The sequence below is a fragment of the Streptomyces roseochromogenus subsp. oscitans DS 12.976 genome, from assembly GCF_000497445.1.
GTDB lineage: Bacteria > Actinomycetota > Actinomycetes > Streptomycetales > Streptomycetaceae > Streptomyces > Streptomyces oscitans.
In genome coordinates this window covers 9,141,283-9,156,711 of record NZ_CM002285.1, presented here as the reverse complement: position 1 = coordinate 9,156,711, position 15,429 = coordinate 9,141,283, and the positions used below count along the sequence as shown (strand labels likewise).

The 15,429-nt window shown below is 70.9% G+C and carries 12 protein-coding genes; 5 read left to right on the top strand and 7 right to left on the bottom strand.

The window, feature by feature from the left end:
* Positions 1 to 1,137, bottom strand: a complete 1,137-nt coding sequence (locus tag M878_RS89295; protein ID WP_023553406.1) for a CapA family protein — start codon at positions 1,135 to 1,137, stop codon at positions 1 to 3.
* Positions 1,138 to 1,377: 240 nt separating this feature from the next.
* Between M878_RS89295 and M878_RS89290 the strand changes: the two genes are divergently transcribed.
* A complete protein-coding gene (locus M878_RS89290) occupies positions 1,378 to 2,412 on the top strand; it encodes a sphingomyelin phosphodiesterase (protein ID WP_023553405.1) in 1,035 nt (344 codons plus the stop codon).
* Positions 2,413 to 2,515: 103 nt separating this feature from the next.
* On the opposite strand, the gene M878_RS89285 is transcribed toward M878_RS89290, so the two are convergent.
* Complete coding sequence (locus M878_RS89285) at positions 2,516 to 4,099, bottom strand: alpha/beta hydrolase (RefSeq protein ID WP_037730275.1); 1,584 nt, start codon at positions 4,097 to 4,099, stop codon at positions 2,516 to 2,518.
* A 323-nt stretch (positions 4,100 to 4,422) separates the two neighbouring features.
* On the opposite strand from M878_RS89285, the gene M878_RS89280 reads away from it, so the two are divergent.
* Positions 4,423 to 5,238, top strand: a complete 816-nt coding sequence (locus M878_RS89280) for an SAM-dependent methyltransferase (RefSeq protein ID WP_023553403.1) — start codon at positions 4,423 to 4,425, stop codon at positions 5,236 to 5,238.
* A 231-nt stretch (positions 5,239 to 5,469) separates the two neighbouring features.
* Here the strand turns inward: M878_RS89280 and M878_RS89275 are convergent, their stop codons facing one another.
* Positions 5,470 to 6,327 carry a winged helix-turn-helix transcriptional regulator gene (locus M878_RS89275; RefSeq protein ID WP_031227201.1) on the bottom strand — a complete coding sequence of 286 codons (858 nt, stop codon included), beginning with the start codon at positions 6,325 to 6,327 and terminating at the stop codon, positions 5,470 to 5,472.
* Between the two features lie 120 nt (positions 6,328 to 6,447).
* Here M878_RS89275 and eno point away from each other — a divergent pair, with 120 nt between their 5' ends.
* Entirely contained in the window at positions 6,448 to 7,731 is a 1,284-nt protein-coding gene (gene eno / locus M878_RS89270) for a phosphopyruvate hydratase (RefSeq protein ID WP_023553401.1), read from the top strand.
* A gap of 42 nt (positions 7,732 to 7,773) precedes the next feature.
* On the opposite strand, the gene M878_RS89265 is transcribed toward eno, so the two are convergent.
* The gene (locus tag M878_RS89265; RefSeq protein WP_023553400.1) at positions 7,774 to 8,994 is read right to left on the bottom strand and encodes a cysteine desulfurase family protein; all 1,221 of its coding nucleotides are present in this window, start codon (positions 8,992 to 8,994) and stop codon (positions 7,774 to 7,776) included.
* A complete protein-coding gene (locus M878_RS89260) occupies positions 8,991 to 9,668 on the bottom strand; it encodes an ArsR/SmtB family transcription factor (RefSeq protein ID WP_023553399.1) in 678 nt (225 codons plus the stop codon). The genes M878_RS89265 and M878_RS89260 overlap by 4 nt, the downstream gene beginning before the upstream one ends.
* A gap of 60 nt (positions 9,669 to 9,728) precedes the next feature.
* Between M878_RS89260 and M878_RS89255 the strand changes: the two genes are divergently transcribed.
* Together M878_RS89255 and M878_RS89250 are read left to right on the top strand one after the other, a co-directional pair.
* Positions 9,729 to 11,099, top strand: a complete 1,371-nt coding sequence (locus M878_RS89255) for an MBL fold metallo-hydrolase (RefSeq protein ID WP_023553398.1) — start codon at positions 9,729 to 9,731, stop codon at positions 11,097 to 11,099.
* Entirely contained in the window at positions 11,096 to 12,358 is a 1,263-nt protein-coding gene (locus M878_RS89250; RefSeq protein ID WP_023553397.1) for an MFS transporter, read from the top strand. The genes M878_RS89255 and M878_RS89250 overlap by 4 nt, the downstream gene beginning before the upstream one ends.
* 334 nt (positions 12,359 to 12,692) lie before the next feature.
* On the opposite strand, the gene M878_RS89245 is transcribed toward M878_RS89250, so the two are convergent.
* Together M878_RS89245 and M878_RS89240 are read right to left on the bottom strand one after the other, a co-directional pair.
* The gene (locus tag M878_RS89245; protein ID WP_023553396.1) at positions 12,693 to 13,460 is read right to left on the bottom strand and encodes a CBS domain-containing protein; all 768 of its coding nucleotides are present in this window, start codon (positions 13,458 to 13,460) and stop codon (positions 12,693 to 12,695) included.
* Between the two features lie 141 nt (positions 13,461 to 13,601).
* Entirely contained in the window at positions 13,602 to 15,323 is a 1,722-nt protein-coding gene (locus tag M878_RS89240; protein WP_023553395.1) for a sensor histidine kinase, read from the bottom strand.
* Between the last annotated feature and the right edge of the window lie 106 nt (positions 15,324 to 15,429).

Below are 15,429 nucleotides of genomic sequence, written 5' to 3'. Positions count from 1 at the left end.
TCACCGGCGGGGCTCCGGTCCGGGGGCGGCGGCCTGGGGTACGAGGCTGAGCATGCCGTCGGCGTCCACGTCGATGTGTACGCCCTTACTGATCCGGTCGAGGGTCGTACGCAGCCATGCGCGGTCCTCGTCCGCCGCGGTCTCCAGCCGCATCCGGCGTGCCCGCAGCGGGAACATCCGCAGGCCGGTCGGGCACCCGGTGTCCGCCGCCACCGAGACGAGGTAGCCGAGCCGGAGGTCGTCGCGGTACTCCTCGTAGCCCGAGATGCCCTCGTAGTCGTCGATGAAGTCGCCGCAGCCGTAGAGGATCAGGCGGTCTCGGTACAGCTCGACGGGGCGGGGATGGTGCGAGGAGTGTCCGTGGACGATGTCGACGCCGCCGTCGATCAGGGCGTGCGCGAAGCGCTTCTGGTCGCGGGGGACGAGATAACCCCAGTTGGAGCCCCAGTGCACCGACACGACCACGATGTCGCCCGGTCGTCTCACCCGCCGCACCCGCTGGAGGGCGGCCTCGGCAGCCTCCGATGACAGCTCACGTGCGTAGGCGACGCCGGGCCAGTCGGTGCTCGCGGCCCAGTCGGGCGGGACGCCGCTGGACAGCGTGCCGAGGGCGAAGACCAGGATGCGGCGGCCGGGGCCGACGGGGACCTCCGCGGGTGCGTAGGCTTCGTCGGCGTCCCGTCCCGCGCCCGCGGTCCGCAGCCCCGCGCCCGCGAGCGAGTCGAGCGTTTCCGCCAGGCCCGGCCGGCCGAAGTCCAGCACATGGTTGTTGGCCAGCACGCACACGTCGGGGCGCGCCACCGCCAGGGCGGGCAGGTTGGCCGGGTGCATCCGGTAGTGGACCGCCTTGCCCGGCGCGAACGCGTCACTGCGTGTGACCGCCGTTTCCAGATTCACGATCCGGGTGTCCGGGGCGGCCCGCTCCAGCACCCGCAGCGCCTCGCCCCATGGCCAGGCGGGGTCGACAGGCGCGGGAATCGGACCGCTGACCGCCTCGGCCAGCTCCACGTACGACCGGGCGTCCGTGACGTACCCCTCGCGCAGCACCGGATGTCCGGGGTGCGGGAGGATCTGGTCTACGCCGCGCCCGAGCATGACGTCGCCGCACAGGAACAGCGTCACCACGCCGCCGCTCATACCCCCACCCTAGGCGTGCTTTCCCAGCCGGCTTCACATGTGCGCACGGTGCGGGGAACAGGTGGCGCCGGCCGGTGGGATCCACCCGCGATAAGGCGAACTTGTCCATACACCTTTTCTCCACGGGCAGATCGATCGAAGTTCCCTCGGCCGTACCGACGAGCACCTAGAGTCGCGCTGTCATGTACGCGACCCGACCGTTCAGGGGTCGGGACTACCCCACTGCCACCAGGAGAACGCATGGTCTCGCGTCGTACAGCTACCGCCCTCACCGCCGCGGCGGCAGCCGCACTGCTCGGCTTCAGCGGCTTCGCGGCCCCCACTGCGAGCGCGGGCACCAGCACCGACCTCTCGGTGTTCGCATGGAACGTCGATCTCGGCACCGCGATCGTCGACAGCACCCAGCACGAGAAGGCGGCCCAGCGCACGCCCACCATCGAGTCGATCATCCGTCAGCACAACGCGGACGTGGTGGTGCTGGACGAGAACTTCAACAACACCTCGACCCCCGACATCGTCAGCAAGCTCGCCGACCTCTACCCGTACCACACCCCGGTCGTCGGCCAGACCTGCTCCGGGGGCGGCTGGACGGGCATCAGCGGTGACTGCTCCAACTCGCTGTTCGTCATCAACGGCGGCACGATGATCCTGTCCAAGTACCCGATCAGCGCGCAGTACGCACACATCTTCAGCAACTCCACCTACGGCACCTGGGACTACCACGCCAACAAGGGCGCCGCGCTGGTGCAGATCGACAAGAACGGGGCGACGAGCTGGGTGGTCGGCACCCATCTGCAGGCCGACGAGTCCGACACCTCCACCGACACGACCCAGTCCACCCGGCTCGCCCAGCTCAAGGAGATCCGCTCCTGGGTCGACGGCATCGTCGGTTCGAGTGCGCCGGTGCTGATCGGCGGAGACATGAACGTGGAGTACTACGGCGGCCAGTCGCGCGGCGACTACGCCAACGCCCAGAGCGCGGTGAACGGTGTGCTCGGCACCCCGGCCACCGACCCGGACCAGACCCTGCGGACCATGGACTGCCCGGTCTCCGCCTGGTGTCAGTACATGTCCGGCGTCGAGTCCTTCCCCAAGGACTACCGGGACGACCTCGACTACATCGGCTATCTGAACGCGCCGGGCCGCCCGACGCCGGCCGCGATGTCCGCGGTCAAGGTGGACTTCGACCCCCAGTCCGGCTGGACCAGCGGGCAGACCGACACCAACGCTCCCAGCGACCACTACCCGGTCGAGGCGACGTTCCAGCTCAACTGAGCCTGGCCGCACAGGCGGTGAGCAATGCAGAACCCCCAGGTCCTGCCTGGGGGTTCCCACTGGCCCCCTGCCCGTCGAGCAGGGGGCTGACACCGACGCGGCGTCAGAAGCGCGGCGCCTGCGGTGTGTGCTGTGGTGCGGGGACGATGCGCTGGTTCACACCGGGGCTCTGACGGCCGGACACCTTGCAGGTGACGTCCTTCGCCGGGAGCGTTCCGGTGCTCAGGTAGGAGTTCACGGCGATGTTGGCGCAGGCGCGCGGGTCGCCGGAGTAGACGCCGTGGCCCTCGCCGCCCTGGACGTACACCATGCGCGAGCCTTTCAGGGCGCGGTGCATTCCCAGGCCGCTGACCAGAGGTGTCTGGGGGTCCCACTGGTTCTGGACGGTGAGCACGCCGACGTCGTTGTTCACGGCGGTGACGGGTTCGGCCGGCTTGTTCCAGAACGCGCACGGCGTGATGTTGGAGCCGAAGTCGCCGTAGACGGGGTACTCGGCCTTGTTCCGGATCGCGTCATGCCGGTACTGCTCGGGGTCGTGCGGCCAGGCCGCGGTGTCACCGCAGACGACGGACCAGAACGCGGCCGAGCCGTTGTCGGCCGGCGTCTGAGCGGTGGAAGAAGCCGCGGGCCGGGGCTCCCCCTGCGGATCGGCCGGTACGAGCGAACGGCCGGGGGTGGCATGGCCGTCGGCGGCCTTCTTGAGGTTCATGACGGCCTCGGCCGCGTACTTGGGGCTGAAGAACTCGGCGCGCAAGGCGGCCCGGATGTCGTCGCCGGTGAGTTTCTGGCCACCGTCGTCGATGGGAGAGCGGTCGGCCCGGGCGATCAGGTTCCAGAACGTCTTCCTCACCTTGGCCGGGGTGTTGCCGAGGTGGTAGGTGCGGTCGTGCTGCGCGGTCCACTTCGTCCAGCGCGTGAACGCCGGCTCGGTGCCCTCCGCCCAGACCTGGATCATGCCACGCCACACCCGGGCGGGGTCGACCGCACTGTCCAGCACCCAGCGGTCGGTCCGCTGGGGGAACATCTGCGCGTAGACGGCGCCAAGGTATGTGCCGTAGGAGTAGCCCAGGTAGGAAAGCTTCTTCTCGCCCAGCACCGCGCGGATGACGTCCATGTCGCGGGCGGTGTTGCGGGTGGTGATGTACGGAAGCCTGTCGCCGTTCCTGGCACGGCACTTCTCGGCGACGGTGCGGGCCCATGCGACGTCACGGCTGAACGTGGCCGGCCTGTAGGCGTGTTCCATGTTCAGCTCGGCACCCTTGAGACCGCAGGTGACGGGGCTGCTTCGGCCCACACCGCGCGGGTCGAACCCGATGAGGTCGTACTGCTCCAGGACCTTCTTGGGCATCGCGTCCTTCATCATCACCGGCATGTCCAGGCCCTCGCCGCCCGGACCGCCGGGGTTGAAGAGGATCACACCGTGCCGCTTGCCCGGGACGCTGGTCTGCATACGGGAGATGGCCAGCTTGATCGTCTTGCCGCCGGGGCGGCCGTAGTCGAGCGGGACCTCGATCGTCGCGCACTGTAAGGCGGCGGGCTGCGAGGCGTCGCATCGCTGCCACGCCGGCTTCTGGGTCCCGAATCTGTTCAGCGGTTCCGCCGCGGATGCCTGCGCCGGAGCGAGGGCGGCGACCAGTGTCGCCGTGATCCCCACGGTGAACAGGGGCGCCACACGTCCTATCCGCACGATGGCTGTTCCTTTCCGTCAACTTACAGGACGTCGCCACCCTTTCGTCTCTGCGCCGGTGTGCGGATCCGTCTGCCGGGCGACCTTGCTACGACTCCAGGCGTACGAAGAAAGAGACGTGCGGAGGAGAACCCACAGGGGTTGTTCACCGTCACGCGTACGCCGCGGGACCGTGCCCGGACGGTGGATCAGGAAGGGCCCGGCAGCGGGGAATCCGAACCGACAGGCGAAAGGCGGGCTCTCGGACGTAAGTTGTGCAAGGAATGATCGATCCACGCCACGCCCGAGACGCACGCCACGACAGAGAAGACGGATTGCGACTGATGACCGACCCCGCGACGACACCGGAACCCGAGATGCGCCAGAAGATCGACACCTCGGTGCCGCACTCCGCCCGCATCTGGAACTACTGGCTCGGCGGCAAGGACAACTACACCGTCGACGAGCAGGCCGGCGACGCGTACACCGCCGTCTTCCCCGGCATCGTCACCATCGCCCGCAGCAGCCGTGCCTTTCTGCACCGCAACATCGCCTATCTGGTGCGGGAGGCGGGCATCCGGCAGTTCCTGGACGTCGGCACGGGCCTGCCGACCGCCGACAACACGCATGAGGTCGCCCAACGGCTCGCGCCTGAGGCGCGGATCGTCTACGTCGACAACGACCCGATGGTCCTGGCCCACGCCCGCGCCCTGCTCTACTCCTCCCCCGAGGGCGCGACCGCCTACATCGACGCCGACGTGACCGATCCGGAGCGGATCCTCGCGGTCGCCGCCGAGACACTGGACTTCGACCGCCCGGTCGGGCTGATCCTCAGCAACATCCTCGGGCATGTGGCCGACCACGCACAGGCCCGCGCCATCGCCACCCGCCTGATGGACGCCCTGCCGTCGGGCAGCTACCTCTCCGTCAACGACGGTTCACTCGGCATCGACCCCGTCTTCGAGCAGGCCCAGGACGTCTACAACAACAGCGGCGCCGTCCCGTACAACCTGCGCACCGTCGACGAGATCACCGCATTCTTCGACGGCCTGGAGCTCATCGAGCCCGGCGTAGTGTCGGTGACGCAGTGGCGCCCGGACCCCGGTACGCCCACCCCGGAAGTCATCGCCGAACACGGCGGCCTCGCCCGCAAGCCGTGACGGAGCCTGGATCCTCCAGCCGTTCGAGGAGGCGCCGTCCGAGGACGACAGTGTCCCTGAACGGCACCTCCTGCCCGTGATCGGATGGCGTGATGACACGGTGACTGTTTCCCACTCGCCAACGAGGCCGTCGACACAGGCGAACTCGTCGGTGCCATCGGCTCCTCTCCCAAGTGCGAAGCGCGGATCTTCGCACACAACGAGGCGGCAGCTGCTGGACTGCCTGACCACTCAGGCGGATTCGGTGGCCAGGCTCAGGCTCTGGGCTACGGCGTGCGGGATGTCGACCACTGGGAAGAGGGTGTGCCGCACGATGCGTTCGGCGTCGACGACGAGGATCAGGCGTTTGTGCCGGAGTCGGCCCGCGCCGCGGAAGGTCGGCAGGCGCAGCGCCGCCGCCAGATGATGCCGGGCGTCGGAGAGGAGATCGTAGGGGACTTGTTCGGCGCTGCCGAACTCTGCTTGTTCGTATGGGAGTTGAGTGCTGATGCCGCGTACGTCCACGCCCGCCCGCCGGAAGTCCGGCCAGGCGTCCCGGAAGAGCCGGTTCTCCAGCGTGCAGCCGGCGGCGCCGGGGATCGGCTCGCCCCAGTCGACTCCTGTGCCGGGATAGGTGAACAGCACGGTCGCGGCCGCGTCGGGTGAGACGAGGGGCAGGTCGGCGCCCCGCGCGCCCGGCAGTTCGAGGCCGTCGGGCAGGCGGGTGCCGACCAGGGCGTGCACTCGGGCGTGCTCGGCGCTGTCCTCCGTGGCCGTCGCGGTGACGCTGCCGTCGCCCAGCACCCAGCGGTCGCCCCAGTCCTGCATGGCGACCAGCAGCGGCAGCAGCGCGGCCCCGGCGTCGGTGAGCAGGTATTCGTAGCGCACCGGCCGCCGCTGGTAGAGGCTGCGGTGCAGGACGCCGTGGGCGACGAGCCGGCCGAGCCGCTCGGTGAGGACCTTGCGGGACAGGCCGATCTCCGCGGCCAGCTCGTCGAAACGGACGTGCCCACGGGCGACTTCCCGCAGCACCAGCACGTTCCACCAGTCCCCCAGGACCAGCGCGGCCTGGGCGATGCCACAGGTCTCGTCAGCGTTGTGCATCCTCATGCATCCATAGTAGGTTCCTTTTCGGGACTCACTTTGTTTGTCAGCGGAACTTTCCTGGGCGCTTTTCTTGAGGGAACCAGTCGCTCGCCGCCAGGCGGGCCCAGCATGAGGAGTTGCAGCGTGACCGCCATCAGCCGGGTCGTCGCACGGGAGATCATCGACAGCCGGGGCAATCCCACGGTCGAGGTCGACGTAGAACTCGAGGACGGCTCACTCGGCCGCGCCGCCGTCCCGTCCGGAGCCTCCACCGGCGCCCGTGAGGCCGTGGAACTGCGCGACGGCGACCCGGCCCGCTTCCACGGCAGGGGCGTACGGCGGGCCGTGGACGCGGTGAACGAGAGCATCTCGGACGCGGTGATCGGACTCGACGCCGAGGACCAGGCGACCGTCGACCGCGCCATGATCGAGCTGGACGGCACGGACACCAAGTCACGGCTGGGTGCCAACGCTCTGCTGGGCGTCTCCCTGGCCACCGCCAAGGCCGCCGCGGCCGCTCACCGCCTGCCGCTGTACCGCTACGTCGGCGGAGTCGACGCCCGTCTGCTGCCGGTGCCGATGATGAACATCGTGAACGGCGGTGCCCACGCCGACAATCCGCTCGACTTCCAGGAGTTCATGATCGCTCCCATCGGCGCGGCCGGCTTCGCCGAGGCCGTCCGTATGGGCTCGGAGGTCTTCCACACCCTGCGCAACTCCCTGCGTGCCGCTGGTCACAGCGTGAACGTCGGCGACGAGGGCGGTTTCGCACCCGATCTGCGAACCGCGGACGAGGCACTGGACTTCGTCGTCCGCGCCATCGAGGAGACCGGCTACAAGCCCGGCACCGACATCACCCTCGTGATGGACCCGGCCACCTCCGAGTTCTTCCGCGACGGCGGGTACGACTACACGGGCGAGGGCATCCGGCGCACCCCCACCGAACACGCCGACTACCTCGCCGGCCTCGTAGACCGCTACCCCGTCGCCTCCATCGAGGACCCGATGGCCGAGGACGACCACGCGGGCTGGCGGGAGCTGACCGCCCGGCTCGGCGACCGCTGCCAGCTCACCGGGGACGACGTCTTCTGCACCAACGAGACACTGCTGCGCGCCGGTATCCGGGACGGGATCGCCAACTCGATTCTGGTGAAGGTCAATCAGATCGGTACTCTCACCGAGACCCTGGCCACCATCGCCACCGCCCACCGTGCCGGCTACACGGTCGTCATGTCCCACCGCTCGGGCGAGACGGAGGACACCACCATCGCCGACCTCGCCGTCGCCACCGGCTGCGGCCAGATCAAGACGGGGTCGCTCTCCCGCGCCGACCGCACCGCCAAGTACAACCAACTGGTCCGTATCGAGGAGGAATTGGGCACCCAGGCGCGCTACGCGGGCCGGGAAGCTCTGGGACTGCGCCGCTGACAGCCGGGCGAGGACAGCTCCTTCAGGATCACGGCGGCCCGCCTATCGCATGGCAGCCGCACGGATCAGGACGGCTGCCGCGGTCGCGATGTCCTTCTCGCCGCTCCAGCGCCCCAGGGACAGCCGCAGTGCGCCCAGGGCCCGTTCGGCAGGAAGGCCCATGGCGGTCAGGACTGGTGAGGGCTCATGGGTGCCGCTGTGGCAGGCCGAACCGGTCGAGGCCGCGATCTCGGGGCAGGCGGCGAGGAGTTCATGCCCGAGAGCGCCGTCGATGGATACGTTCAGTGTGTTCGGCAGGCGGTCCCCGGCCGGGCCGTTGAGACGGACGCGGCCGGGCAGGCCCTCGGTCAGTCGCCGGTGCAGGGTGTCCCGCAGTGCGGCGAGCCGCCGCATCCGGCCGTCGGCCAGATCCTCGGCGGCGAGCCGGGCGGCAGCGCCGAGGGCGACGGCCAGGGCCACGTTCTCGGTGCCGGCGCGCAGGCCGCGTTCCTGACCGCCGCCGTAGACGACCGGCTCCAGCAGCACGCCCTCGCGTACGTACAGGGCGGCCGTGGCCTTGGGCGCGTACATCTTGTGCCCGACCACGGTCAGCAGGTCCACGCCCAGGGCCCGTACGTCGAGGGGGATCTTCCCGGCGGCCTGGGCGGCGTCGCAATGGAAGAGCGCGCCGTGGGCGTGGGCGAGGGCGGACAGGTCGGCGATGGGCTGGAGGGCGCCGGTCTCGTTGTTGGCGGCCATCACCGACACCAGCACCGTGTCCTCGGTGAGAGCGGCGGCCAGTGCGGCCGGGTCGACCAGCCCGTCACCGTCGACCGGCAGCACCGTCACCCGCGCACCGTGCAGGCGCTCCAGGGCACGGGCCGTCTCCAGCACCGCCGGATGCTCGGTGACCTGGGTGATGGCATGGGGCCGGGTACGACCGGACGCCAGCACCGCACCGCGCAGGGCGAGCAGGTCGGCCTCTGAGCCCGAGGACGTGAAGACGACCTCGGTCGGGGGCGCGCCGATCAGCGCAGCCACCTGAGCACGCGCCTCGGCGAGCGCCCGGCGGGGTTCGGTGCCGTAGGAGTGACTGCTGGAGGGGTTGCCGAAGAAGTCGGTCAGGTACGGCAGCATCGCCTCGGCGACCCGTGGGTCGACCGGTGTGGTGGCGTTGTAGTCGAGGTAGACCGGATGGCCGAGGGAGACCGGCTCTCCCGCCGACCCCCGCTGAGGCGACTCCCACTGAGCCGGTCCGGGCGGAGACAGGTGCGCGTCGGTCACGTCAGCTCCGCCGCGTCCACGGGCAGCTCGGCCAGGCGCCATTCGAGCATGCCGTCGTTGAGGCGGATGGCGCGTCGTCCGCGGTCGGTCAGGAGGCGGACGGCGTCGTACGCGAGGACGCAGTACTCGCCACGGCAGTACACGACGATCTCGGTGTCCTCGGGCAACTCGTTGATACGGCCGGCCAGTTCGTCGACCGGGATGGACAGCGCGCCCGGGATGTGACCGGCCCGGTACTCCTCCACCGGCCGCACATCGAGTACGGTCACCTCGCCCGCCTCGACGCGCGCGTGGAGTTCCGCACGCCCGACCTCCACGGCGCCGTCGTCACCGAGGTAGGCGTCGCGGGCGGCCGGCACGGCGGCCTGGTGTCTCTCCGCGACCTTGCGCAGCAGGGCGAAGAGCAGGGCGACGTCGTCGCCGGCGAGCCGGTAGTGGATGCGCACGCCCTCCCGGCGGGTGGCGACGAAGCCGGCCTGTCTGAGCGTCTGCAGATGCGCCGACGCGGTCGTCAGGTTCAGCCCGGCCGCCTTCGCGAGGGCGTCGACGGTTCGCTCGCCCTGGGCGAGCAGATCGAGCAGTTCCAGGCGCTTTCCGCTGGCCAGCGCCTTGCCGCTGGCCGCGAACGCGTCGTACAGCCGCGCCTTCGAGCCGGTTGCCGTGGTCTCCGCCATGCTTCCTCCATAAATCCATGGAATATTGTAGATGACGTACCGGACCTTGGAGGAATCGCCGTGGGCTTCGCCGACGACTATCTGATCCCGCTGGTCGACGAGGGGCTGGGCAACAGCGCCTACCTGGTCGACCTGGGCGACGGCCGTGCCCTGGCCGTGGACGCGAGCCGCGATCTGCGCACCCTGCACGCCTCCGCCACCCGGCGCGGGCTGCGCGTGGCGTTCGCGGCCGACACCCATCTGCACGCCGACTTCCTGTCCGGTGCCGTCCAGCTCGGCCACGACCACGGGGCCGCCGTGCTGGCCTCGGCCGCCGGGCGTCGTGCCTTCGAGCACCGGGGCCTGGTGGACGGCGACGAGGTCGATCTGGGCGGGCTGACGCTGCGCGCCCTGGCCACCCCCGGGCACACCGACGAGCACCTGTCCTTCCTGCTGCTGGACGGCGACCGCCCGCTCGGGGCGTTCACCGGCGGCTCCCTGATCGTGAACTCGGCCGCCCGCACCGACCTCCTGGGCGCGGAGCGTACCGAGGAGCTGGCCCGTGCGCAGTACCGCTCCCTTCGGCGGCTGACCCGGCTGCCGGACGAGACGGCGGTGTGGCCCACCCATGGAGCGGGCTCGTTCTGCTCCGCCCCGCCCGGTACCGAGCGCACCACCACCATCGGCGCCGAGAAGCGGGCGAACCCGCTGCTCGCCGCGCCCGACGAGGACGCCTTCGTGGCCCGGCTGATCGCGAGCCTGGGCAGCTACCCCGCCTACTTCGACCGGCTCGCCGAGCTCAATCGGCGCGGCCCCGCCGTCCTGACCGCCGTACCGCTGCTGCCTGCTCTGGAGGCCGAGCAGGTGCGTGCGCTGCTCGCCGACGGCGGCCACGTGGTCGACGTCCGTCCCGCGGCACGCTACGCCGCCGTACACATACCGGGGTCGCTCTCCATACCCCTGCGCGACCAGTTCGCCACCTGGCTGGGCTGGCTCCTGCCCGGCGACGCCCGCATCGCCTTCGTCACCGACGAGGACCAGGATCTTCCGGAGGTCGTCTGGCAGGCATACAAGATCGGCTACGAGCGTCTCGCCGGCCGTCTCTCGGGAGGCATGGCCGCCTGGCAGGAGGCCGGCCTCCCCACCTCTGCCACCGCGTTCGTCACCCCCGACCAGGCGCCGGCGGCCCCGTACGTCGACGTCCGGCAGGCGGCCGAGTACGCCGCCGGACACGTGCCCGGCGCTCTCCACCTCGAACTCGGTGCCCTCGCCGCCCATGCCGCCGAGGTCCCGCACGGCGCCGTCGTGGCCTGCGGGCACGGGGAGCGAGCCATGACGGCCGCCAGCGTCCTCGAACGCGCCGGCCACAGTGGCCTCACGGTGCTGAACGGCGGCCCCGGCGACTACGCCGCCGCCCAGGGCCGGCACCTCACCGAGGGCGACGCCCGATGAGCACGAGGACCGAGTCCGCGGCCGAGCCCGTTCGGCTGGGACTCCGGGAGAACTGGCTGCAGTTCACGCTGCTCGTGGTCGTCAACGTCTGTGTCGGCGGTCTGGTCGGGCTGGAACGCACCACCGTCCCGCTGATCGGTGCCCATACCTTCCGCCTCGCCAATGACCTGGCCGTCTTCTCCTTCATCATCGCCTTCGGTCTCACCAAGGCCCTGACCAACCTCGCCGCCGGTGCGCTCACGGCCCGCTTCCGCCGCAAGCGCCTCCTCGTGACCGGCTGGCTGATCGGCGTCCCGGTGCCGTTCGCCCTCGCGTGGGCGCCGTCGTGGGGCTGGATCGTCGCCGCGAACGTCCTGCTCGGCCTCAACCAGGGCCTGACCTGGTCGATGACCGTCAATATGAAGATCGACCTCGTCGGCCCGGCACGGCGCGGACTGGCCACCGGCCTCAACGAAGCCGCCGGCTACACCGCCGTCGGCACCACCGCCCTGGTCACCGGCTACCTCGCCACCGCCTACGGCCTGCGGCCCGTCCCGGAACTGATCGGGGTGATCTTCGTCGCCGCCGGGCTCGGCCTCGCCCTGATCGTGCGCGACACCGCCGCGCACGTCGCCCTCGAACTCTCCCAGCACACCAAGCCGCTGCCGTCCAGCGAGAGCACGGCACTGCGCGCCACGTTCGCCCGGACCTCCTGGCACCACCGGTCGCTGCGCGGCGCCAGCCAGGCCGGCCTGGTCAACAACCTCAACGACGGCCTCACCTGGGGCGTCTTCCCGTTGCTCTTCACCGACCACGGTCTCGGCATCGCCGCCGTCGGCCTCATCAAGGGCCTCTATCCCATCCTCTGGGGCCTCGGCCAGATCCCCACCGGCCACCTCTCGGACCGTATCGGCCGCAAGCCCCTCATCGTCACCGGCATGCTCGTCCAGGCCACCGGATTCGTCCTGGCCCTCGCCCTGCTGGACACCCCGCTGCTGGCGGGCGTCCTCTCCGCCATCGCGCTCGGACTCGGCACCGCCATGGTCTACCCGGCGCTGATCGCCTCGGTCTCCGACCACGCCCACCCGGCCTGGCGGGCCAACGCTCTGGGCACCTACCGCTTCTGGCGCGACATCGGCTACGCCGCGGGCGCCCTCGTCGCGGGCATCCTCGCGGACGCCCTCGGACTGAACGCCACGGTCGTCGCCGCCGCGGTCCTCACCGCCGGCTCCGGCCTCCTGGCCGCCCACTGGATCAGCGAACACGACACCGCCCGCTGAGGCCGGCGCGCACCGGCCCCGGTCCGGCCGCGGGTCGTCAGCCGGCCTGCGCCAGCAGGTCCTGGGACAGGCTCCACAGGCGGCGGGCGTGGGGCGTTGTCCGGGTCGACGGCGTACCGGGCGACGCCGTGCAGCGTCCCGGTGCGCCGGTCGACGACCTCCGTCTCGTCGCAGTCGACGAAACAGCGGCCACCGATGCCGTCGAGCAGGGGCGAGGTCGAGGAGGACGGAGGTGGCGGCGCCTGCTCGACCGTCTTGATCAGCTCGGCTCGGACCTTGCCGCTGCCCCGGCGGCCGGTGTGGCGCTGCAGGTCCGTGTACATGGCGCCGGGCATCAGGGCGTTGGCGGTGATGTTGTCACCGGCCCGGCGGCGGATCGCCTCCTCCGCGAAGAGGAAGTCGGCCGTGCGGCGTCGGCGCCAGAGGCGGGAAGGCGGGGTTCGAGGTCCGGGCGGCGGGGCAGTCCGGACAGGGCGCAGTGCACATCCACCACGCCCGGCACGGCCCGTGCGAGGCGCGCCGCGAGCGGGATCAGGGCGGTTTCGCAGACCCGGCCGGCCAGCGTGACGACGCCGTCGCGCACCTCGACGCGGATGTCGGCGGTGTAGGGGCCGAAGAGACGTACGACGACCTCGCGCCGGACCTCCTCGGCGATGTCCTCGTCGTGCCGCAGGAAGACCTTCAGCAGGTCGGAGCGGCTGACGACGCCCCGAAGAAGACCGTCACGCCCGACGACCGGCAGCCGTTTGACCCTGGTGCGGGCCATGAGGCGCGCGGCGTGGGCGAGCGTGGCGTCGGGTGCCACGGTCACGGCCGGCGCGGTCATCAGCTCGGCCGCGGTCACGGCGCCCGCCTCGCGGGCCTCGGTGGGGTGCCGTACCTGCCCGTACCGGCCGATATCTCCGTCGCCGTACTCCGCTCCGGGCAGCAGGTCGGCCTCGGAGACGACACCGACGACGTGTCCGGCATCGTCCAGCACCGGCAAGGCGCTGACCCGCCACTCGTGCATGACCCTCACGATGTCCTTGAAGGCGGCCCCTGCGCGCAAGGCGACGACCCGGTGCGTCATCACGTCGTTCACAAGGGCCGGACTGCCGTTCATGGCGTCCTCCAGAGGCTTCGATGCCGTCTTCGGACAGCTTCAGGCTGCGCCCACGGACCGGCCGGCGCCATGGGCCGAGTGGGCCCGATGCATCCCCCGTCGGCCCGGCGCACCCAAGCGCACGGACTGCGGCGAGGAGGCTCATTCGGCGGGGAGTGGCACCCACCAGTCCAGTGCGGCTCCGCCTCCCGCGGGACGGGTCACCTCGAGCCGCCCCCCGAGCGTTTCGGCCCGCTCGGCCATGTTGAGGAGTCCGCTGCGCCGGCCGACGGACGGGATGCCGACGCCGCTGTCCGAGACCTTCAGGCGCACCTCGCGGCCGTCGGTCGTCAGGACCACCTGGGCCCGGTCGGCCTGGGCGTGCCGGGCGATGTTGGTGAGGGCCTCGGTCAGCACGGCCACGACATGGTCGGCGATCTCGGGCGGCACATCGGTGTCGACCAGGCCTTCCATGCGCACGCTCGGGGCGAAGCCCAGCACGGGGGCGGCCTCACCGACCGCGCGGACGACCCTCGCCCGCAGTCCGCTGCCGCCGGTTCCCAGGCGTGTCCGCAGCCCGAAGATCGTCGACCTGATGATCTTGATGGTCTCGTCGAGGTCGTCCACGGCCCGCAACACGCGCTCGGCGGCCTTCGGGTGCTCGATGAACCGGCCCGCGCTCTGCAGGGTCATCCCGGTCGCGAACAGCCGTTGGATGGCGAGGTCATGCAGGTCCCGCGCGATACGATCGCGCTCCTCCAGCAGCGCGATCTGCTGGGCGTCCTGCCTGCGCTCGGCCAGTTCCATGGCGATGGCGGCCTGGGCGGCGAATCCCAGCAGCAGCTCGGTCTCCCGCTGGAGGAAGACCGGCCGGCCGGCTTCGCGGGCCACCAGGACCACGCCTCGCATGCCGCTCTCCCCCGTGCCGATCGGGACGGCCACAGCGGGGCCGAGCCCGCCGAAGCGCGGCGGCTCAGGGGTGATGCGCAGGTCGTGGACGATGTCGTCGCTGGTGACGGGCGCGGTGGCGGTGTATGCCAGCCCCATCAGGCTTTCGTGCATGGGCAGTACAAGACCGCGGTGCGCCTCGGCGTCCACTCCGACGGCGATCTCCACGGTGAGTGACTTCGTGCCCTCCATGGGCAGGGCGACCGCGGCCAGAGCCGAACCGGAGATCTCCCGCGCGCGCTCGGCGATCAGGCCCAGCGACTCGGCGCGGTCGCTGCCGGACATCAGGCTGTGGCTGATTTCCGCGTTCGCGCGCTGCCAGCGCTCGCGCAGCCGGGACTCCTCGTACAGACGCGCGTTGTCGATGGCCACGCCGGCCGCCACGGCCAGCGTGGACAGCACCGACTCGTCCTCCTCGTCGAACTCCGCACCGCCGCGCTTCTCCGTCAGGTACAGGTTGCCGAACACCTGGTCGCGGACCCGGATCGGGACGCCGAGGAAGCTGCTCATCGGCGGGTGGCCCGGCGGGAAGCCGTACGAGGCCGGGTGCCCGGAGATCCTTGCGATCCGGAGCGGCTGCGGGTGCCGGATCAGCTCGCCGAGGATGCCGTGCCCTTCCGGAAAGGGGCCGATCGCGGCGATCTGCTCCTCGGTGACGCCCACCGTGTGGAAGGCGGACAGCCGTCTGCCGTCCGGTCCGATGATGCCGAGGGCGGCGTACTCGGCGTCCACGAGCACCGCGGCCGCCTCCACGATGGAGTGCAGGACCTGCTCCAGGTTGAGCTCACGGCCGACGGAGAGCACCGCTTCCAGCAGACTGTGCACGCGGTTCTGGGTGCTGCGGGCCGCATTGATCCGGGCCTGCAGCTCCTCCAGCAACTCGTCGAGTTTCAGCTGCGGCAGTCGTACGCCGGGCTCCTCGGGGCCTGACACCATGTCCCTCCAGATCCCGTCGGCGCAGAACCACGCACCGGCGGGTCTCCTCCACGGTATCGGCTCCGGCCTGGGGCCGGTACGCCGAGCCGACGACCGCGACGCTGGG

Bases quoted from the DNA above. Each gene is read 5' to 3' on its own strand.
- M878_RS89290 (WP_023553405.1), top strand. From the start codon at position 1,378: ATGGTCTCGCGTCGTACAGCTACCGCCCTCACCGCCGCGGCGGCAGCC.
- M878_RS89240 (WP_023553395.1), bottom strand. From the start codon at position 15,323: ATGGTGTCAGGCCCCGAGGAGCCCGGCGTACGACTGCCGCAGCTGAAA.
- M878_RS89280 (WP_023553403.1), top strand. From the start codon at position 4,423: ATGACCGACCCCGCGACGACACCGGAACCCGAGATGCGCCAGAAGATC.
- M878_RS89245 (WP_023553396.1), bottom strand. From the start codon at position 13,460: ATGAACGGCAGTCCGGCCCTTGTGAACGACGTGATGACGCACCGGGTC.
- M878_RS89275 (WP_031227201.1), bottom strand. From the start codon at position 6,327: ATGAGGATGCACAACGCTGACGAGACCTGTGGCATCGCCCAGGCCGCG.
- M878_RS89250 (WP_023553397.1), top strand. From the start codon at position 11,096: ATGAGCACGAGGACCGAGTCCGCGGCCGAGCCCGTTCGGCTGGGACTC.
- M878_RS89260 (WP_023553399.1), bottom strand. From the start codon at position 9,668: ATGGCGGAGACCACGGCAACCGGCTCGAAGGCGCGGCTGTACGACGCG.
- M878_RS89295 (WP_023553406.1), bottom strand. From the start codon at position 1,137: ATGAGCGGCGGCGTGGTGACGCTGTTCCTGTGCGGCGACGTCATGCTC.